The organism is Pseudonocardia nigra (genome assembly GCF_019396355.1).
GTDB classification, from domain to species: Bacteria; Actinomycetota; Actinomycetes; order Mycobacteriales; family Pseudonocardiaceae; genus Pseudonocardia; species Pseudonocardia nigra.
Genome location: NZ_JAHKRK010000022.1, coordinates 1 through 19,069, shown reverse-complemented (window position 1 = coordinate 19,069; position 19,069 = coordinate 1). Strand labels below are relative to the sequence as shown.

The 19,069-nt window shown below is 70.5% G+C and carries 15 protein-coding genes and 3 pseudogenes; 10 read left to right on the top strand and 8 right to left on the bottom strand.

All coding sequences use genetic code 11. The features are described from left to right. Positions 1-2 precede the first annotated feature (2 nt). The 4 genes from KME75_RS08500 to KME75_RS08485 all read left to right on the top strand — a co-directional run bounded on the left by KME75_RS08500 (position 3) and on the right by KME75_RS08485 (position 5,037). Positions 3-299: a hypothetical protein gene (locus KME75_RS08500; RefSeq protein ID WP_219413995.1), complete on the top strand. Its 297-nt coding sequence runs from the start codon at positions 3-5 to the stop codon at positions 297-299. 103 nt (positions 300-402) lie between these two features. Next, positions 403-1,263 carry an acyl-CoA dehydrogenase family protein gene (locus KME75_RS08495; RefSeq protein WP_219413994.1) on the top strand — a complete coding sequence of 287 codons (861 nt, stop codon included), beginning with the start codon at positions 403-405 and terminating at the stop codon, positions 1,261-1,263. Continuing rightward, positions 1,260-3,620 (top strand): trimethylamine N-oxide demethylase, encoded by a 2,361-nt coding sequence (locus tag KME75_RS08490; protein ID WP_219413993.1) that lies wholly within the window; start codon positions 1,260-1,262, stop codon positions 3,618-3,620. The genes KME75_RS08495 and KME75_RS08490 overlap by 4 nt, the downstream gene beginning before the upstream one ends. A gap of 52 nt (positions 3,621-3,672) precedes the next feature. Beyond that, positions 3,673-5,037: a trimethylamine monooxygenase gene (locus KME75_RS08485; RefSeq protein ID WP_219413992.1), complete on the top strand. Its 1,365-nt coding sequence runs from the start codon at positions 3,673-3,675 to the stop codon at positions 5,035-5,037. Positions 5,038-5,099: 62 nt separating this feature from the next. Here the strand turns inward: KME75_RS08485 and KME75_RS08480 are convergent, their stop codons facing one another. Further along, on the bottom strand, positions 5,100-5,819 hold the full coding sequence (locus KME75_RS08480) for an IclR family transcriptional regulator (protein WP_219413991.1): 720 nt from the start codon (positions 5,817-5,819) through the stop codon (positions 5,100-5,102). Between the two features lie 188 nt (positions 5,820-6,007). On the opposite strand from KME75_RS08480, the gene KME75_RS08475 reads away from it, so the two are divergent. The 3 genes from KME75_RS08475 to KME75_RS08465 all read left to right on the top strand — a co-directional run bounded on the left by KME75_RS08475 (position 6,008) and on the right by KME75_RS08465 (position 10,007). Further along, positions 6,008-7,339, top strand: coding sequence for an NAD(P)/FAD-dependent oxidoreductase (locus KME75_RS08475; protein ID WP_219413989.1), 1,332 nt, complete (start codon positions 6,008-6,010; stop codon positions 7,337-7,339). Continuing rightward, positions 7,339-8,058, top strand: coding sequence for a type 1 glutamine amidotransferase (locus KME75_RS08470; RefSeq protein ID WP_219413988.1), 720 nt, complete (start codon positions 7,339-7,341; stop codon positions 8,056-8,058). The genes KME75_RS08475 and KME75_RS08470 overlap by 1 nt, the downstream gene beginning before the upstream one ends. 923 nt (positions 8,059-8,981) lie before the next feature. Continuing rightward, positions 8,982-10,007, top strand: coding sequence for a LacI family DNA-binding transcriptional regulator (locus tag KME75_RS08465; RefSeq protein ID WP_219413987.1), 1,026 nt, complete (start codon positions 8,982-8,984; stop codon positions 10,005-10,007). On the opposite strand, the gene KME75_RS44820 is transcribed toward KME75_RS08465, so the two are convergent. From KME75_RS44820 to KME75_RS08440, 5 genes and pseudogenes are all read right to left on the bottom strand, one after another. Continuing rightward, positions 9,970-11,148 (bottom strand): glycoside hydrolase family 32 protein, encoded by a 1,179-nt coding sequence (locus KME75_RS44820; RefSeq protein ID WP_219413986.1) that lies wholly within the window; start codon positions 11,146-11,148, stop codon positions 9,970-9,972. The genes KME75_RS08465 and KME75_RS44820 overlap by 38 nt on opposite strands. A gap of 17 nt (positions 11,149-11,165) precedes the next feature. Next, positions 11,166-11,246, bottom strand: a pseudogene (locus KME75_RS46645) (hypothetical protein); the annotation flags it as partial. Positions 11,247-11,269: 23 nt separating this feature from the next. Beyond that, positions 11,270-12,175, bottom strand: coding sequence for a carbohydrate ABC transporter permease (locus tag KME75_RS08450; protein ID WP_219413985.1), 906 nt, complete (start codon positions 12,173-12,175; stop codon positions 11,270-11,272). A 44-nt stretch (positions 12,176-12,219) separates the two neighbouring features. Continuing rightward, the gene (locus KME75_RS42860) at positions 12,220-13,173 is read right to left on the bottom strand and encodes a carbohydrate ABC transporter permease (protein ID WP_219413984.1); all 954 of its coding nucleotides are present in this window, start codon (positions 13,171-13,173) and stop codon (positions 12,220-12,222) included. After that, positions 13,170-14,564 (bottom strand): extracellular solute-binding protein, encoded by a 1,395-nt coding sequence (locus KME75_RS08440; RefSeq protein WP_219413983.1) that lies wholly within the window; start codon positions 14,562-14,564, stop codon positions 13,170-13,172. Before KME75_RS08440 ends, KME75_RS42860 begins: the two co-directional genes overlap by 4 nt. 1,088 nt (positions 14,565-15,652) lie before the next feature. Between KME75_RS08440 and KME75_RS08435 the strand changes: the two genes are divergently transcribed. The 3 genes and pseudogenes from KME75_RS08435 to KME75_RS47445 all read left to right on the top strand — a co-directional run. Next, entirely contained in the window at positions 15,653-16,351 is a 699-nt protein-coding gene (locus KME75_RS08435; RefSeq protein WP_219413982.1) for a hypothetical protein, read from the top strand. Positions 16,352-16,428: 77 nt separating this feature from the next. After that, on the top strand, positions 16,429-16,869 hold the full coding sequence (locus tag KME75_RS47450; RefSeq protein WP_219413981.1) for a transposase: 441 nt from the start codon (positions 16,429-16,431) through the stop codon (positions 16,867-16,869). Between the two features lie 28 nt (positions 16,870-16,897). Further along, positions 16,898-17,392, top strand: a pseudogene (locus KME75_RS47445) (transposase); the annotation flags it as partial. 285 nt (positions 17,393-17,677) lie between these two features. Here the strand turns inward: KME75_RS47445 and KME75_RS08420 are convergent. Both KME75_RS08420 and KME75_RS08415 read right to left on the bottom strand, forming a co-directional pair. Beyond that, on the bottom strand, positions 17,678-18,769 hold the full coding sequence (locus KME75_RS08420; protein ID WP_219413980.1) for a thiamine pyrophosphate-dependent enzyme: 1,092 nt from the start codon (positions 18,767-18,769) through the stop codon (positions 17,678-17,680). A 103-nt stretch (positions 18,770-18,872) separates the two neighbouring features. Then, positions 18,873-19,069 (bottom strand): annotated as a pseudogene (locus KME75_RS08415) (ISAs1-like element ISMul1 family transposase); the annotation flags it as partial.

Below are 19,069 nucleotides of genomic sequence, written 5' to 3'. Positions count from 1 at the left end.
TCGTGTCCGAACTGCACATGAAGGGCTACATGCTGGAGCTGCTCGCCTCCCGCGACGCGATGTGGGACTACGACGTCGCCGACGCCGTTATGCGCGAGTACGGGCTGTCCGGCGGCTACTGGCACGGAACGGTCCGGCTGACCCTCACCGACCTGTTCTCCAGCGGCCTGCTCGACGAGCTCGAGACCACGATCGACCCGGCCAAGAGTGACGGTGAGGAGAAGCTGTTGTTCAAGTTCAGGCTCAACGACTTCGGCCGCGAACGCATGCGGCAGTCCGGGCTGGCGGTGACGGCATGAGCGACTTTTTCGCCTACGGTGCGGGGCCGATCCTCATGACGGTCCTGTTCATCGGCCTCCCGGCGCTAGCGCTTTACCAGGCGCGGACCTTCGTCAAGAAGCTGTGACCGCGGACCGGTCCGACACGACCTGGGGCGGACAGCCGTTCTGGGGCCTCGGGCACGAGTGGGACCCCGACCGGCTGCTCACCCCGCGCGAAAAGGCGCTCCGCGCCACGCTCATCGGCAGGTGCGAGCAGGAGATGCGGGCCAACGCGGAGCGCTCCGACGACGAGCTGCGCTTCGCACGCCGCAACCTGGAACTGCTCGGCGGGCACGGCTTGACCACCAGCCCGGACTTCACCGGCTACGACGACCTGTCGATGTTCGTCGTGGACGCTGCGGACGTCACCGCTGCGCCCTCGCTGTGGGACGCGCTCGGGCTCCACGGCAACCAGTCGGGCGCGGTCGAGGTGGCCGGCGCGGTCGTACCGGCGGAGAAGCTGGTCGGACCGATCGGTGACGGCGCGGAGTCCAACGACGAGGTTGTCGATCCCTGGTTCCTCACCGGCTCCTCGGCGGTCTGGAACGGGATCGCGATGGGCGCGATCGACATCGCCAAGCGGCACACCACGGGCAAGGAGCACCGCGACGCCGGCAAGCGGGTCGCCGACTACCCGGCCGTGCAGGACTACGTCGGGGCGGCGCTGATCGACACGAACGCCAGCAGGCTCGGTGTGTTCTCGGTCGCCGGTGCGCTCGACGGTGCCACCGAACACAACCGCCGCGTCCTGCAACCCGGCACCACGGCGCGGGCGGAGTTCCTGCGCTGGTGTTGGTGGAACCAGAAGGTCGACGACCGCTCGATCGACAACGAGACCGCCAATCTTGATCCCGCGGGGAAACGCGCGCTTGCCGAGAAGTTGCTCGCCCAGGCGGACGAGGCCGAGCGCCTGCCCCACGTTCGGAAGGTGGCCACGGCATGACCCTCGCATTCCCGTCCCCCCGGCTGCTGCTCCCGGGACTGCTGCCTCGCGAGCCCGGGCTCGAGACCTACCGCGTGCGTCCGGGCGGTGTCACCGCCGTCCGGCTCGGTGGGGGCGACCGCCTGGTGGTCGTCGACCCGGACGGCTGCCAGCCCGCCGAGCTCACGGTGCTCGACGAGCGCGGCATCGACGGCGGCGCCCTCGGCGCGTCGATGGATGCACCGGCGACGGTGCTGCGCGGGCTCGCCGGCCGCGCCGGGCTCGGGGACGGGAACGGGGCGCGCGCGGTGCTCACCGTGCTGGACCAGCGGGGAGTCGACCCGTCGCGGGCCACGGCGGCGCGGCTGTTCGGCGACCGATCACCCGCGGGTGCCCGCGAGGGGTTCACCGCCGACCGCGAGGTCGTGGTGCTGGTGGCGGCCCCGGCCGAGCCGATGCCGGTCGACGTCGCTGTGCCGAACCCGCCCTCGGACCTGCTGCTGGAGCTGCGTCGCTCGACGCTCCGCCCGGCGGTGCAGCCGCGACTGCCCGATCCACTAGCCGAGCCGGTGCTGGACATGCGCATCGACGCGGCCACCGCCTGCAGCTACCAGGTGCGGGAGGGCCAGTACATCCAGATCATCGACGTCGAGGGCCGGCAGTGCTCGGACTTCCTCGCCTTCGGCGCGCGGCAGCTGCAGGAGGGGATGGAGCGCGGACTGGACTCCACCACCACGCGCTACCTGATGGGCAACGCCTACCCGCAGCCCGGGCTGTTCGGGAAGTTCTTCGACCAGGACGCGCAGCCGCTGGCGGAGATCGTGCGCGACACCGTGGGCCGGCACGACTCGTTCGGCTTGGCCTGCAACGCCAAGTACTACGAGGACATGGGCTACCCCGGCCACGTCAACTGCACCGACAACTTCAACCGGGAGCTCTCGGGGTTCGGGGTCGCTCCTCGCAAGGGCTGGCCCGCGCTCAACCTCTTCTACAACACGATGTTCGACGACCACAACCTCCTGGTCTTCGACGAACCGTGGTCGCGCCCGGGTGACTACGTGCTGCTGCGGGCGACGCAGGACCTGGTGTGCGCATCCTCGGCGTGTCCCGACGACATCGACCCGTCCAATGCGTGGGTGCCCACCGACGTGCACGTGCGGGTATACGAAGCGGAGCGGAAGTTCTCGATGGCCATTGCGCACCGGGTGACCCCGGAGTCGGAAGCGACCCTGACCAAGGAGACGGCGTTCCGTCCGCGGACGTCGGCGCTGACGCGGCAGTTCACCGAGTACCGCGGGTACTGGCTGCCCACCAGCTTTGACGGGCACGGGCCGCAGGAGGAGTACTGGGCCTGCCGGGAGCGCGCCGCGGTGATGGACCTGTCGCCGCTGCGCAAGTTCGAGGTGCTGGGTCCCGACGCCGAGGCGCTGCTGCAGGCCACCCTGACCCGCAACATCCGCAAGCTCTCGCACGGCCAGGTCGTGTACTCCGCGATGTGCAACGAGACCGGCGGCATGATCGACGACTGCACGGTCTTCCGGCTCGGGGACACCAACTTCCGGTTCGTGGGCGGCGACGAGTACGACGGCATCTGGCTGCGCGAGCAGGCACAGCGGCTGGGGCTGGACCGCGTCTGGGTCAAGCACTCCACCGACCAGCTGCACAACATCGCGGTGCAGGGACCGGCGAGCCGGGACCTGCTCGCGTCGATCATCTGGACCCAGCCCACGCAGCCGGCGTTCACCGACCTGACCTGGTTCCGGTTCGCGATCGGCCGGATCGGCGACCACAACGGCATCCCGCTGCTGATCTCGCGCACCGGATACTCCGGCGAGCTCGGCTACGAACTGTGGGTGCACCCGCAGCACGCGACGGCACTGTGGGACGCGGTGTGGCAGGCGGGGCAGCCGCACGGGCTGGTGCCGCTCGGGCTGGAGGCGCTGGACATCCTGCGGATCGAGGCCGGGCTGGTGTTCGCCGGCTACGACTTCTCCGACCAGACCGACCCCTTCGAGGCAGGCATCGGGTTCACCGTCCCCCTCAAGACCAAGGAGGACGACTTCGTCGGCCGGGAGGCACTGCTCGCGCGCAAGGCCAACCCGCAGCGCACCCTGGTCGGCCTGGAGCTGGCGGGCAACGAGCCCGCCCAGCACGGCGACTGCGTCCACGTCGGGCGCTCCCAGGTCGGGGTGGTCACCAGCGCAGCGCGCTCGCCCGTGCTGCGCAAGAACATCGCGCTGTGCCGCATCGCCGTGCAGCACGCCGAGCTGGGCACGGCAGTGGAGATCGGGAAGCTCGACGGGCACCGCAAGCGGATTCCCGCGCAGGTCGTGCGCTTCCCGTTCTACGACCCCGACAAGACCCGGCCCCGGTCCTGACCTGCGCCGGTGGCGATCCGCACCGTTTCGACGGAACACCTGGAGGAGTGACATGGCACGCGTCGCCGTCATCGGCGCCGGTCCGAGCGGGCTGGCCCAGTTGCATGCGTTCGAGGAGGCTCGCCGCGCCGGCGCTGACGTTCCCGAGGTCGTCTGCTTCGAGAAGCAGAGCGACTGGGGCGGGCTGTGGAACTACACCTGGCGAACCGGGCTGGACCAGTACGGCGACCCGGTGCACGGGAGCATGTACCGGTACCTGTGGTCGAACGGGCCGAAGGAATGCCTGGAGTTCGCCGACTACACCTTCGACGAGCACTTCGGGAAGCCGATCCCGTCGTTCCCGCCGCGGGAGGTGCTGTTCGACTACATCACCGGCCGCGCACGGAAGAGCAACGTGCGCCGCCACATCCAGTTCGACTCCGCGGTGCGATGGATCTCGTTCGACGCCGGGCGCGACCTGTTCGAGGTGACGGTGGAGTCGCGCGGATCTTCCACAACGCGCACCGAGGAGTTCGACCACGTCATCGTCGCGACAGGGCACTTCTCCACGCCGAACGCGCCGGAATACCCGGGATTCGCGACGTTCCCCGGCCGCGTGCTGCACTCCCACGACTTCCGCGACGCGCAGGAGTTCACCGGTAAGGACCTGCTGGTCCTGGGCTCGAGCTACTCGGCGGAGGACATCGCGCTGCAGTCGAGGAAGTACGGGGCCCGCTCGATCACCATCGCCTACCGCAACGCACCGATGGGCTTCGCATGGCCGGACGGCATCGTGGAGGTGCCGAAGCTGGACCGCGTGGAGGGCAGGACTGCTCATTTCGTCGACGGCAGCGCCCGCGACGTGGACTCGATCGTGCTGTGCACCGGGTACCGGCACTGGTTCCCGTTCATCGAGAACAGCCTGCGCCTGCGCACCGACAACGTGCTCTACCCGGCCAACCTCTACAAGGGCGTGGTCTGGACGGCCAACCCGAAGCTCATGTACCTGGCGATGCAGGACCAGTACTACACGTTCAACATGTTCGACCCGCAGGCCCGCTACGCCCGCGACGTCGTACTCGGTCGGGTCGCCCTTCCGGCTCCCGCAGAGATGGAGGCCGACATCGCGGTGTGGCGGGAGCGGCAGGCGATGCTGAACGGCCCTGCCGATGACATCGACTTCCAGACCGAGTACGTCCGCGACCTGCTCAAGGATGTCGACTACCCGGCATTCGACCTCGATCTCGTCCGCCAGCACTTCAACACCTGGGAGCACCACAAGGAGGAGAGCATCACCGGCTACCGGGACCGCTCCTTCTCCTCACCCTGCACCGGCACGGTCGGGCCCGTGCACCACACGCCCTGGTGGGACGAGCCCGACGACTCGCTGGCGACGTTCCTGCGGACCGAGCCGCCGCCGACGGCCGCAACGGCGTAACCGTCGAGTACCCAGGACTGCATCCGACGCACCGCCGAGGGAAGCTCCGTCGGAGATCTCCGTCAGAAGGCCGAGGCGAGCACTGCTGCCCGATCGGAGAGGGGCTCGATGGCCGCCCGCATGGCCCGGGGGGTGAACCGGCCCGCCGGGCCCTGCAGGCCGAGCACGGCAATGAGGATGCCGGTGCCGTCCAGCACCGGCACGGCGATGGCGTTGAGGTCGTCCTCGCGCTCGCCGACGGCCTGGGCCCAGCCGCGCTCGCGGACGCGGTCAATCTCCTGGTACAGCACAGTGCGGTCGGTGGTGGTGCGATCGGTGTAGCGGGTGAGGTCGCCCTCCGGCAGGGTGCCGCCCCATACGAGGAACACCTTGCCGGCGGCGGTGGCATGGGCGACGCTGTTGCGGCCGACGTGCGTGACGCTCTGCACGGACTGCGGGCTGGGCACGAAGTCGATCGTGAGCAAGTCGTGGGTACCGGGGAGGGAGAGTGTGGAGGTCTCGCCGGTGATCGTCGTGAGCTCCTCGAGGAACGGTCGGGCCAGGCTGCGGACGTCGAGGCCTTCCCGTGCCGCGCCCGCGAGCTGCAGGATTCGGATGCCGAGCCGGTAGCGCCCGGTGGACGGGATGTGCTGCACCAGCCCCGCCGAGGTGAGCGTGGAGAGCAACCGGGAGATGCTGCTGACGTTGATGCCGGTGCGCCGAGCGATCTCGTTGGTGCCGAGCTCGGTGCGGGCCTCGGCGAGCGCGTCGAGCACATCGATCGCGCGCTGGACCGAGCCCACCTGACGCGCGGCTGGTCGACCGGTACGAGCCATAGTATCGTCATCCCGTGTAAGTGGAGATAGTATTGCCGATACGGCAATACTAGTCCCCGGCATGTCACCGCGGTGGCAGGGGTGCTGAGCATGATGCCAGGGGCACCGCTTACGGCGTACGACTCCATCCCCTCCATCCGTCCGAGGTGAGCAGCATGACCGAGCATGCGCGTTACGTGATCATCGGCGCCGGCATCCACGGCCTGTCGACGGCGTGGAACCTCGCCCGCAGGCTCCGGGCCACGGGGAAGGGGGAGGGCGCGGACGTACTCGTCATCGACAAGGACGGTGTGGCCGCGGGCGCCTCCGGCGTAGCATGCGGGGTGGTCCGCAACAACTACTTCCAGCCCGCGATGCGGGAGCTGATGGCGCACTCCGTCGGGGTGTGGGAGTCCGATCCCGACGCCTTCGCCTACCACGGCGTGGGCTACGTGCAGATCGCCCCGGAGGTGATGCGATCGGATGTCGAGCAGATCTACGCCGAGCAGCGGGCGATCGGGTACGACTCAGAGCTGGTGGTCGGCGAGGCGGCGTGCCGGGAGTACATGACCGCGATGTTCTCCGACTGGCAGGCCCCCGGGATCTCCGTCGTCCTGCACGAGAAGCGTGGTGGCTACGCCAACAACGTGGCGTCCCTGAAGGGTCTGACGATCAAGGCCGAAGCGGAGGGCGTCCGAATCCGGACCGGCGTCCGGGTGACTGGCCTGTCCGTTGACGGCGGCGCGGTGACGGCGGTGCAGACCGACGAGGGCGACATCCGCTGCGACGAACTGGTCGTGGCCGTCGGGCCGTGGATCCGCGACATCTGGGCGATGCTCGACCTGCCCGACAGGATCTCCGTGACTGGCCGCGACGGCACGGTGCACGCCGATCGCCCGATGTGGACGTACTGGGCGCTGCAGGAGGGCACTCTCGAGGTCGACCCGAGCGAGTTCGTCGACAACAGGGGCAAGCTCCCGCCGGTACTGCACGTGGACTCCGACCAGCCGCTCTACGACGACACCGACGGCAGCCTGATCACCGACGAGATATGGGGCATCTACTACAAGCCCGACTTCTCCTTCGGCGGGGTTCAGGGCGGGGCGGCACCGATGCCGGTCGCGCGGCCTGCGGCCGAGGTCGCGATCGACCCGTACGGCCCGCACAGCCCGGAGTTCGTGGTCGGCGAGGACTTCGTCCGCATGTGGACCTCGGCGCTGGCGCACTGCCACAAGCGGTTCGAGGGCAAGCGTGAGCTGTACCGGCGCGAGCCCTCGGGTGGGATCGGCGCCTTCACGCCGGACAGCTTCCCGGTGTTCGACGTCTTCCGGCAGAACGCCTATGTCATCGCCGACGCCAATCACGGCTACAAGATGCTCGGGGTCGGCGAGCTGGTCGCGGGGGAGCTGCTCGGCGAGCGGAGTGTGCTGTTGGAGCCGTTCCGGTTCTCCCGCTACGAGACAGGGCGACTGCACCCAACGAGCAACTCGCCCTTCCCCTGGAGCTGATGGTGCGGGTCCTCTTCATCCAGCACCAGGACGACTGCCCGCCCGCCCTGGTGGGTGATCGACTGGCGATGCTCGGGGCCACGTGCGAGGTGGTGGAGGCGCGAGCCCGGCGGCTGCCCGAACCGACCGGGTTCGACCTGGTCGTACCGCTTGGGTCCGACGACTCCGCCGCCGACGAGTCGGTGCCGTACCTGCATCGTGAATGGGAGCTGCTCGACCAAGCGGTGCGGGCGCACGTGCCGGTGTTCGGCATCTGCTTCGGGGCCCAGCTGCTGTGCCGGGTCCTCGGCGGTTCCGTGCGAGCGGCCCCCGGTGGCCCGGAGATCGGCTGGCTGCCGGTCGAGACGTCACAGCCGGACCTGGTGGAGCCCGGCCCGTGGATGGTGTGGCACCTCGACGTGATGGAGCCGGGCTCGGGCAGTGTCGAGATCGCCCGCACCCCGGTCGGCGTCCAGGCGTTCACTCACGGACCGCACCTGGGGGTGCAGTTCCACCCCGAGGCGACGGCCACGAGCGTGCGGGTGTGGGCCGAGCACTACCGCAGCTCGCTGGACCGGCTCGGAGTCGCGCCGGCCGCCCTGCTCGCGGAGACCGTCGATCGCGCCGGTGCCGCGATGCAGCGGGCGTATGGCCTTGTCGATCGTATGCTGAGGCACGTCGGCCCGGTGAGATCCGCCGCGTTTCCCGGCAACCACGATCCGACGGTGCCGCAGTCGTAGAGGCAGCCACGTGGACCGCTACTTATGACGTTGAAATGCAGCGACCGCCCCGGGATCGTTCCGGGCAGTTGCCGAGGCCGTGTTCGAGGGTAAGGGCAACATCACCGATAGTGCGCAATTCTGCGATCCCGGTACCGGCACGTTCTGCATGCGGATGAGCATCGACGCCCCGGAAGCCGAGGTGAACGCGCACACGACGTCGACTTCGTGGTGCTGGCGCGGTACCTGCAAGTGCTTTCCGATGAGCTGTGCCGGGAGCTGCGCGCGTTGGCCTCGGCACCAGCGAACCCACGACGCGCTTCACCGTCATGCGGCCGTCCGGGGGGCAACCGCATGACCGGCTCGCGCAGTGCCAGGGATCGGGTTGGTGGTAGCGGCAGCGGCAGCAAACCGAACACTCGCTAATGGCCGAAGGGATCTTCAGCGCCGCGGTGAAGGCCTCGAACACGCGGCTCGAGGCGGAGTGACGAGAACGCCAGCGTAACCGTGGCGCAGGGCGAGTCGGGATGGCACCGGCCGGGAGCGCCGCGAAGAGGGTGTCTGTCGACGCCGTCGGTCTCGGCAGCCTTGTGCGCCACATTTCGCATTGTGCGCCCGGCGAGGTCGCAGCCGCGGGCGGCGGGGTGTTGTAGAGGCGTTGGACGAGGGCCGCGCTCGGCGGGCGGGGGACGAGCGGTGCGGTGGTCGGGTCCGATGGTGATCGAGGGCCGCGCAGCCAGGACGGCGTGCGGCAGCGTGTCGTCTTCGGCCCAGGTGTAGACATGCTGGCCGTCCGCGATGCGCCGCAGCGCGGTGCCGCGCAGACCCCGGTGCCGCACCTCGGCCAACCACGACCGGGCTTGCCGGGTGCGAGCGAGGTCGGCCTGCGGCGAGCAGCGTGCATGGGGCCTGGGCGGCAGTGGGATCATGGGGGCCATGTCGGGATGCGGGCGACGTCGCGGGATGTCGCGGCCCTCGCCGGGGTGTCGACGACCGCGGTATCGTTCGTCTTCAACGGCCGGGCAGACAAGCACCTTTCGGCAGAGACGCAGGCGCGGATCCTCGCCGCGGCGGCCGAGCTCGGGTACCGGCCGCACGCGGGCGCGCGCAGTATGCGGTTGCAGCGCACCGCGGTGCTCGGGGTGATCGCCGACCGCATCGCGTCGAGCCCGTTCGCGGGGCGGGTCCTGCAGGCCGCGCTGCAGGCCGCGTGGGCGCGCCAGCACCTGCTGCTGGTCATCGACGCCCTCGGGGTGCCCGAGGTGGAGGCGTCGGCGGCCATCCAGCTCGTGTCCCGGCAGGTGGACGGCGCCCTCTACGCCGCGATGTCGCTGCGTCGCGCGGCGCCGCCCGCGCGGCTCGGCGCCGTCCCGTTCGTGCTGGTCAACTGCTTCGATGAGCAGGACAGGTATCCCAGCGTGATCCCGGATGAGCGAGCGGGAGGCCGCGCCTCGGCGGAGATCCTGCTGGCCGCGGGGCACCGGCGGATCCTCCTGCTGGCCGGGCCGGCCGGGGACGTCGCCGCGGACCTGCGTGTCGAGGGCTTCCGCGACGCGGTACGCGCCGCCGGTCTGCGCCTGCCGCGAGGCGGCGTGCGGCGTACCGGATGGGACATCGCAGACGGGGACCGCATGCTGGAAGCGCTGCTGCGCGGGCGCACCCCGCTGCCCAGCGGGGTCGCCTGCGCGAACGACCGGGTCGCGCTCGGCGTGATGATGGCCGCCGCCCGGCACGGTGTGCGCGTGCCCGAGGACCTGTCGGTCGTCGGATACGATGACCAGGAGTCGCTGGCCGACCAGGTGCATCCCGGCTTGACGACGGTGGCGCTGCCGCACGGGGAGATGGGTCGCGTCGGCGTCGAGGTGCTCCTGGACGCGGTGACCGAGGGTAGGCCGGTGACGCCCGACCGGACGCTGCTCGCCTGCCCGGTGGTCATGCGGTCGTCGGTGGCACCAGCTCCCACGCCCTGACCGCGGCTTCCACCGGTCCCCGGGGAGCGCGCAGCTCCAGCACGCCGCGGTCCCCGGGGAGCACCTCGACCCGTTCGGTGATCGCGGCGCGGTCGTCGACGAACACCTCGACGACGGAGTCGTCGAGCAGCACCCGCAGTCGGCAGTCCGGACCGGCCGTGGGCACGCGCTGCTCGCGGCGGGGTGCGGCGGCAGGCCATCCGGCCCGGTCCAGCGTGACGGACCGCGCGGCCGGGTCGACCCGCACGACGAGGTCCCGGCCCTCTCCCTGCCGCAGCACGACGTCGAGGCGATCGTCGTCGTGCAGGTCGACGGTCACCTCGGCGGCGGACGGGAGCTGTCCGCACACCGCGCTCCCGCCGGCGGCCAGCTGAGTGGTGCCGTCGGTGATGCTTCGGGCCCGCAGGCGGGTGAGCTCCGCGGCGGGTTGCACCCGCAGCTCGCCCCGGGGGCCGCTTGACAGCTCCCGGGGGCAGGTCAGGACGCCGGCCCAGCCGCGCTGCGCCACCACGTCGGGTGCCGCGGATTCCCACGACCACCCCCACATGAGGACGCGGTCGCCGTCGACGAGCGTGGTCGGGGCGTAGAAGTCGCTGCCGCCGTCGACCGGCCCGCCGGACGTGGGTTCGAGGCGCAGGCCGTCGCCGTCGGTGACGAGCGTGCCGGACAGCCAGGACACGTGCCGTAACGCCCCGTCCACCCACAGCGACACGACCAGGACCCAGTGCTCGCCCAGGCGCACGAGCGCAGGGCATTCCCAGATGTCCGCGGGTGCGTGCCGGGCCGCGATCGGGTGCCGGCCGTCCAGCAGGCGTCCGCAGGAGCGCCACGAGCGCAGGTCGTCGCAGGAGTAGAGCTCGACGAACGGGGGGTCGTCGCGCTCGCCGCCCCCGACCAGCGCCCAACGGTGGCCGCCGTGGGAGAACAGGAACGGGTCGCGGAACCCGGCCAGGCCGGTGGGGGCGGCCACGACGGGCTCGGGCTCCTGTTTCCAGGTGCGCAGGTCGTCATCACCCGTGGCGAGGCAGATCGCCGACCGCCCGGACCGGTCGCGGACGCCGCTGTACACCGCCGTCGGCGTCCCGGCGTCGTCGACCGTGCATCCCGACCACACTCCGGTCTCGTCGGGGCCGCCGGGCACGGGCGCTCGGTCGGGTTGTGCTGGAAGAACAGGTGATAGCGATCGTTCCAGCGGATCGGCCCGTTGGGATCGTTGAGCCAACCCGCGGCCGGGCGCACGTGCCAGATCGGTCCTGCGCTCGTCACCGGTTCACTCCTGCTGAGGTCAGGCCGTCGCGCAGGGGCTTCTGCCCGAACGCGAAGACGGCGATGGCCGGGATCATGGAGAGGACGACACCGGCGAGAACGGTCGAGACGCTCCCGGTACCGAGGTTGCCCTGCAGCGAGACCAGCCCCAACGGGAGCGTGAAGTTCTGTTGACTGGTCTCGAAGATCAGGGGGCGGAAGAACTCGTTCCAGTGGTAGTTGAACGCGAGGATGCCCACGATCGCCAGGCCGGGGGCGGCGAGCGGCGCGTACACCGAGCGGAACGTGCGCCACGGGCCCGCCCCGTCCAGCATCGCCGCCTCGGCGAGCTCGTCGGGCATCGCGAGGAAGTACTGGCGCATCAGGAACGTCCCGAAGGCCGTCGGCCAGGCGGGGATGATCAGTGCCAGCAGTGTGTCGCTGAGCCCGAGCTCCCGCATGATCATGAAGACGGGGACGATGGTGACCTGCAGCGGCACCATCATCGTGGCCAGGACGACGCCGAACAGAACCCGGCGGAACGGGAACTCGAGGCGGGCGAACGCGTAGCCCGCCAGCGCCGCGGTCAGCATCTGGCCCACCGCGATCAACCCCGTGACCAGCGCGCTGTTCACGGCCAGCAGCACCACGTCGACCTGCGACCACACGTCGCGGTAGGCCGCGAACGTCGGGTCGGTCGGAATCAGCTGCGGCGGGTTCCGGAACGACGCCGCCGGGTCGGACAGGCTCGTGGACACCGTCCACAACACCGGGCCCAGCGTCAGGAACGCCACCACCGCGAGCAGCGTGATGCGGACGACGATACGGCCGTGCGGGCGGCGGCGAGGAACCCCCCGGGACAGGCGCGGGGTGTGGGTCGCGGCTGGGCGACGAGCTGGGGCAGGGTCGGTGGTGGTGGTCATTGGGCGCGCTCCTTCGGCGGTGGCGGCGGCGGGCAGCCTGGACGTCACTGGTAGAAGACGAACCGGCGGGTGAGTCGGAACTGGGCGGCCGTGACCGCGATGATCAGCAGGAAGAGCAGGACCCCGATCGCGGAGGCGTAACCGAACCGCAGCTGCTCGAAGGCCGACTGGTAGATGACGAGCACCACCGACCGCGTCGCGTCCCCCGGTCCGCCGCGAGCGAGCACGTAGGGCTGGTCGAAGACCTGCAGCGCGTTGATGATCGCGACGACCGAGGCGACCAGGACGGTCGGGCTCAGCAGCGGCACCGTGATCCGCGCCAGCCTGCGCCAGCCGATGGCGCCGTCGATGTCGGCCGCCTCGTAGATCTCCTTGGGGATGTTGTTCAGGCCACCGAGGAACAGCAGGAACGTGAAGCCGAACTGCTGCCACACGTAGACGAGCACCACCGTCACCGGCGCCCAGGTCTCGGAGGTGAGCCACGGCACCGGGGCCGCGCCGACCAGTGCGAGCAGGTGGTTGATGATCCCGAAGTCCTGGTTGAACAGGTACTTCATGACGATCGAGATCGAGGCCGCGGACAGCACCAGTGGGAAGAAGAACGCCGACCGGAAGACGGTCTGCAGACGCGCGGGCATCCTCGCGGTCACGGCCATCGCCAGCGCGAGCGCCACCGCCAGCTGCAGGATGACCGCGGCGGCGACGAAGACCAGGGTGTTCGCGAAGCTGGTCAAGACGGTGTGGTCACCGACCATCTCGACATAGTTGTCGGCGCCGATCCACCTCGGCGGGTCGATCGCGTTCCAGGAGAAGAAGGTCAGCACCAGCGAACCGACGATCGGCAGCAGCGTGAAGACGGCGATGCCGACCACGGTCGGGGCCAGGAAACACGCGGCGAGCAGCCGGCCGCCGCGGCGCGCGACAGCAGGCCGAGGCCCCCGGTCGCCGGTGGTGGCGGGCCGGCGGCCCACCGGTGCAGTGCTCGGAAGGGCGCTCACGAGCGGGTTCCCATCACGGTGTCGAGGTCGGCCTGCATCGCGGCGAGGGACGCGCGCACGTTCCCGGGCGCCGACAGCGCGGTGCCGACGTGCTTCAGCACCGCGCTCTGCACCGCCGCCGCCTGCGCGGGTGCGGGGATCGGGCCGGTGTCCGGGAAGCGGTCGACGGTGTCGTAGAAGACCTGCCAGTTGCGCGGTCCGGTCGCGGCATAGCGGTCGGCGGTGAGCATCGACCGGCGCGCGGGCGTGGTCTGGTTCGCTGCCATCACGGCCTCCATCGACTCGCGGCGTGCCGCGTACTTCACGAACTCCCACGCGGCGTCGACATCGCGGGCCGTCCGCATGATCGCGTAACCCGCCGCGCCGAACTGGTGGCGTTGGGTGCGCCACCGCGGGGAGAACTGAACGTCGAAGGCGTCGGGCGCCATCCCGCCGTCGTGCAGCCCGCCCGCCCAGAAACCGCCCGCAGGTGTCGAGCCGATCCGGCCTCCGGAGAACAACCCGATCAACGTGTTGCCTCCGCCCTCCTCCGGGCGGCTGGACAGGCCGTTGGCGATCAGCTGGGCGAGGAACTCGAACGTCTCGACGGTGTGGTCGGCGGTGGCCAGCGGGTCGCCGTACACCGTCCCGCCGCCACGCTGCCGTGCGGTGTCCGCGTCGTAGAAGCGCTCCCACAGCCACTGGCCGCCCGGAGCGCGGGACTCCGTGAGCAGGTTGGTGCCGTTCGCGTACAGCCACGGCACGACCCCACCCCAGAGGCGGTTGGTCCAGTAGTAGGGCAGAAAGCCGCCACCCCCTGCCGCCTGCTCGGCCCGCATCAGCGCGACGAAGTCGTCCACGGTCCAGTCGGCCGGCGGCACGTCCGCACCCGCCTGCCGGAGCAACCCCGTGTTGAAGTACATGTTGGCCGCGTTGAACTCGATGGGGATCTCGAACAGGCTGCCCTGATACATCATCGACTCGACGAGAGCCGGGTGGACGTCGGCGAAGAACTCCGCCAACTCGCCCGCGTCGCGGCGCACGTAGTCGTCGAGCGGCACCGCGAGCTGCTCGGCGAACAGCTGGGTGCCCTCGGTGGCCACGTAAACGATGTCCGGCGGCGTACCGGCCGCGACCTGCGTGAGGATCTTCGCAAAGAAGTCGCCCCAGTCCGTGGCCTGGATCGGCTGCAGGACAACCTCGATGCCCGGGTGCTCCGCGCGGAAGCCCGACAGCAGAGCCTGCCGCGCCGCGGCGTCGGCCGACGTCCCGAGCAGCGACACCACGAGCGCCCCGCTGCCGCGGCCCGGGATGTCCCTCCCGGTGAGCCGGGCACATCCGCCTGCCGTCGCGGCCGCGAGCCCCGCCGCGGCGAGCTGGAGAAACACACGTCGGCTGGTTGCAACTGCCATGGGTGGCCTCGTCTCTGAGCGCGCCTAAAACGTGTTACATGCTGCGCGACGAAACCCGGCCCGTCGAGGCACACCGCGGCAACGTGCCGCCCGCACCCTCCTTTCGTTGGCGGGAGCACCTCGGCGATCAGCAGCGAGCTCGCCTCATCCGATCCCGAATCGAGAGATCACTTACCTCTCGATCTGATCTTGGATCTGCTTGTACGCAGCTGGTAATGCGCACGCGATCGATACCCCGTCCCGGGCTGCCGCCGGCAGTGGCAGTCGCGGCGGCAGCCGGCGAGCAACGCCTCAATCGGCGGGGCCGAGAGCAACGTGCCGATCGCTCTGGCCCGGCTCGGTACTCCGGTCAGCTGGATGAGCCATCTCAGCGCCGATTCGCTGGGCGACAGGGTGGGCCGGGAGCTGCTCGGCGAGCGGGTCGACGTCCGCGTCGTCCGCGGACTCGGACGCCCCGACCGACCTGATGCTTCAAGGAGCGGCCGCCCGGCGGCACATCGGTCTCTCCATCGTCAGAGGGTGGGGGCCGTCGGGTTCGGGATCCGTCCAGGCGGGTGTTCTTCGAGCAGGCCATCCGCGACAACTCGACGCCGGCCGCCTGGACCACCCGATCCGGGCGAGGGCGGCCCGGCAAGACACCTGCCGTCGAGCACACCCGGGCGGTGCACGTTTCTCGCGGCGGCGTCGGCCGCGCACGATGTGCGCGACGGCGTCGTTCGGGGGCGTCGGTGCGTCGCCGCGCGCGAGTCGGGCCCCCAAGCCTCGCCGCCTGGTCGCGTGATCAGTTGCCAGTTGTGCAACCAATGAAGCATGCGCTTCCCGACCTCCGGCTGCCGACGGCGAAAGTCGCCGCGGGAAGCATCGCCGGGACGACCGGGGGGCCGAGGAGGGATGATCGGCAACGGCGGCTCGTGCCGGCCCGGGTCGTCGGTGAGCGGGGGAGGGCTTCGTGAGCGATCAGGACCGGGACGAGCCGGGCTACCGGATCCTGGGGCGGGCGGTGGACGCCGCGGCGGACGTGTTCGGTCCGGAGCTGTCGGCGGCCTTCGCGCTGGGCAGCCTCGCCCACGGCGGGTTCGGCCCCGCTGGTGAGCGACGTCGACCTGATGCTGGTCCTCACCGGGCTCGACGACCGCGCCGCTGCTCGGGTCGACCTCGTGCGGGACCGGGTGCGGGCCGCCGGCGCGGGTGAGCTCGCGCAGCGGCTGTCGATCTTCTGGTCGGACTGGCCGGGGGTGCAGCAGGGGATCGCGACGACCGGGAGGCTGCCCGAGGTCGACCGTCTCGACCTGCTCGACTCGGGCCGCCTGCTGCAGGGTGTGGATCAGCGTGCCGGGGCGGAACGCCCGGATCCGGCGGTGATCGTGCGGCAGGCGGCCGAGTTCGCGCTGTGGAAGTTCGATGATCGCTACATCGCCCGGTTGGGCGCTCCGGCCGACCTCGTCGCCGAGGGGGCCCGTTCGGTGACGAAGGCGGTCCTGTTCCCGGTGCGCTTCCTCTACACGCTGGCGACGCGCAGGATCGGGCGCAACGAGGCGGCGGCGCGGTGGTTCGTCGCGGAGCGGGAGCACGGGGACCTGCCGGAGGCGGCCCTGGTCTGGCGCCGGGACGGGATCTCGGAGGCCTGCGAGGCGGAGGCGTTGCTCGCCCGGCATCTCGTTCCGATCAACGCGATGTTCGCCCGCGAGTACGCCTACGCGCTGCGGACATCAGGTCACGTCGCCCTCGCGGACGACCTCGCTCGGTGGGGCGAGCGCGTCACCAGGGCGGGCGCCCGTCTGGCTTAGCTCGGTGTGGCGGTCCCGGACGTGCCGCGGCCACCGCATGATGATCATCAGTTGTGTCGACATCAGAAGATCACGCGGTGGCCGCGGGCCACAGCGTAGAGCCCGGGCGGTGGGCCGCGGTACGGCAGGAGCTGCTCGATCGGGTGGCTGGGCGGTTCGGCCGGGTCGAGCCCCGGCGCCGGTTCGCCGCGTTCCTGGACGGCATGCTCGTTGAGCTGCCGCGGAAGAACTGCGCGACGATCACCGAACATGTCGGCGAGACCAGCCCGCACGGGATGCAGCACTTCCTCACCGGGGCGGTGTGGGACACCGACGCAGTCGCGGTCGACCTGCGCGAGTTCGTTGTGGAGCATTTCGCCGAGCCGGATGCGGTGCTGGTGGTCGAGGAGACCGGCGATCTGAAAAAGGGCGACAAGACGGTCGGGGTGCAGCGGAGTACACCGGGACCGCGGGGCGGATCGAGAACGCCCAGGTCGCGGTCCATCTCACCTACACCAGCCGGGCCGGGCACGCGCTGATCGATCGCGAGCTCTACCTGCCCCGCTCCTGGGCCGAAGACCCCGCGCGGCGGGCGGCGGCCGCAGTGCCCGACGAGGTCAAGTTCGCACCAAACCGGCGCTGGCCGCCACCCTGATCACCCGCGCGGTGCAGACGGGGACGCCGGCGCGGTGGGCCACCGGCGACGAGGTCTACGGCGCCGACCCGGGGCTGCGCGCCCAACTCGAGACCCTCGGCCTGGGCTACGTGCTGGCCATCGGCTGCGACCGCCGCGTCGTCACCCACGGCGGGCCGACGCGCCCCGACCAGATCGCCCCCACACTGCGCGAGCACTGCTGGCAGCGCTACTCGGCCGGGGCCGGGGCGAAGGGCCCGCGCATCTACGACTGGGCGTTCATCACGCTCACCGACGCCGAGGGGTCCGAACACCGCTGGTTGCTGATCCGCCGCCACCCGCCGAACACCGGGGAGCTGGCCTACTACCGCTGCTACAGCCCGCACCCGGTGCCGCTGCCCGAGCTGGTCCGCGTCGCCGGCTCCCGCTGGACCATCGAGGAGACCTTCCAGGCCGGCAAGGGCCTGACCGGGCTGGGCGAACACCAGCATGCGCTCGAAGTCCGGCGTCGTTGGGATGCGTCGAAGTGTGGCCCTGCGTCTGGAATCAATCAAGAATCAGGCGCCGGCCTTCGACCCCATGTTCGGCCGGGAGCACCCGAGGTGGCCGGCGGGTCGACCTGCAGCAGGAGAGGCGTTGCGCGCGGCTGGAAACCGCAGCGGATGAGGTCCACGCCGTGGGGGTTCGCCGGGGCGCTCCAGGAACAGGCGAAGCTAACTTCCGGGTGGGTTGGTCGTCTGGCCGTGCAGGCGCAGGTCGATCACCGTCGGCACGTCCGTCGGGGTGGGCCGGCTGAGAGTTCGACGGAGAGCATCTGTGGTCCCGACGACAACGCCGTCGGCGCCGAAACCTTGCGCGATGGCGACGTAGTCCACGTCCGTGATGTCGGCGAGCGGGTGTGGCTGGGCCGAGCGGGCGCCCTTGCCTTTGGCGACGGCGTTGCGCACGGCGTGATAGCCGTTGTTGTTCAACACGATCCATGTGAGGGGCAACTTCAGCCGGACGGCGGTTCCGATCGCCTGGACACCGAACTGGAACACGCCGTCGCCCACGATGCCGGCGACCCGGCGGTCGGGTTGGGCGAGCGCAACGCCTACTGCTGCGCCCATGCCCCAGCCCAGGGCACCGCTTCCGGTGGCGAACAGGGACGATGTGCGCCTCGGCAGTAGGTCGAGCAGGGCGGACGTTGCGGTGACCGGGTCGAGCACTGCCGTGCTGTTCTCGTCGAGGTGTTCGGCCACGATCCGCAGCGCGGTCTGGATGGGCACTCCACGAGTGCTCGTGGTCGCCTCGACCGGCGGTTCGACCAGCGAGGATCGCGCTTCCCAACGCTGTCGGAGCTCCGTGACGTGGGACTTCCGGACCGAACCCCCTCGGTGTGCCTCGGTCGGCGCCCGATGAATGTGCTCCAGGGTTGCCCGAATGTCACCGACGACTCCGATCTGACGTTCCTCCAGGGGGTCCAGCCAGGAGGGATGGTCGACGATTCGGATCACGGTCGCCTCGCGCGGGAGTCCGCTGTCGGATCGAAGTTCGGACTCGAGCAGCGGTGGAGCCCCGACGATGACGACCAGGTCGGACGACTGCATGACGGGGTCGTCGCGCCGGTAGACACCGCAATAGTGGGGATGGTCGGACCGCGCGGTGGCCCACTCGGCATCCCGCCAGGGCGGGTCGACGATCGGTATGCACGAGGAGGTGGCAATGCCTTCGACGAGATCGGTCAGGTTTCGCCGGGCGACCTCCGGGCCGGCGATCAGTAGTGGTCGGCTTGCGGTGGTTATGGCGTCCACCGCAGCACCCACCCATTCTTCTCGGGCGGCCAGCAGCTCCGGTTCCGCTATCCGGGGAAGAGCTCGTTCGGCCGTGCTCTGGGTGAGGAGGTCCTGGGGCAGGGGGTCGGCAAAGTCAGATGATCTTGAGTAGTTGGAGCGGTCGACGGGCGTCGCGGGCGTGATGGCGTAGGGCCTTGGCGATATTGGTGGCGCCCGCGAGGCGGTGCAGGCTGATCACGAGGTTCCGCAGCGACGCCATGACCTGCGGGCCGTGACCGGCGCGGACCTGAGACAAGTCCTCTGCGAAGGTCACATCGCGCACCCAGTGCA

Bases quoted from the DNA above. Each gene is read 5' to 3' on its own strand.
- KME75_RS08490 (WP_219413993.1), top strand. From the start codon at position 1,260: ATGACCCTCGCATTCCCGTCCCCCCGGCTGCTGCTCCCGGGACTGCTG.
- KME75_RS08485 (WP_219413992.1), top strand. From the start codon at position 3,673: ATGGCACGCGTCGCCGTCATCGGCGCCGGTCCGAGCGGGCTGGCCCAG.
- KME75_RS08475 (WP_219413989.1), top strand. From the start codon at position 6,008: ATGACCGAGCATGCGCGTTACGTGATCATCGGCGCCGGCATCCACGGC.
- KME75_RS08470 (WP_219413988.1), top strand. From the start codon at position 7,339: ATGGTGCGGGTCCTCTTCATCCAGCACCAGGACGACTGCCCGCCCGCC.
- KME75_RS08465 (WP_219413987.1), top strand. From the start codon at position 8,982: ATGCGGGCGACGTCGCGGGATGTCGCGGCCCTCGCCGGGGTGTCGACG.
- KME75_RS08450 (WP_219413985.1), bottom strand. From the start codon at position 12,175: ATGACCACCACCACCGACCCTGCCCCAGCTCGTCGCCCAGCCGCGACC.
- KME75_RS08440 (WP_219413983.1), bottom strand. From the start codon at position 14,564: ATGGCAGTTGCAACCAGCCGACGTGTGTTTCTCCAGCTCGCCGCGGCG.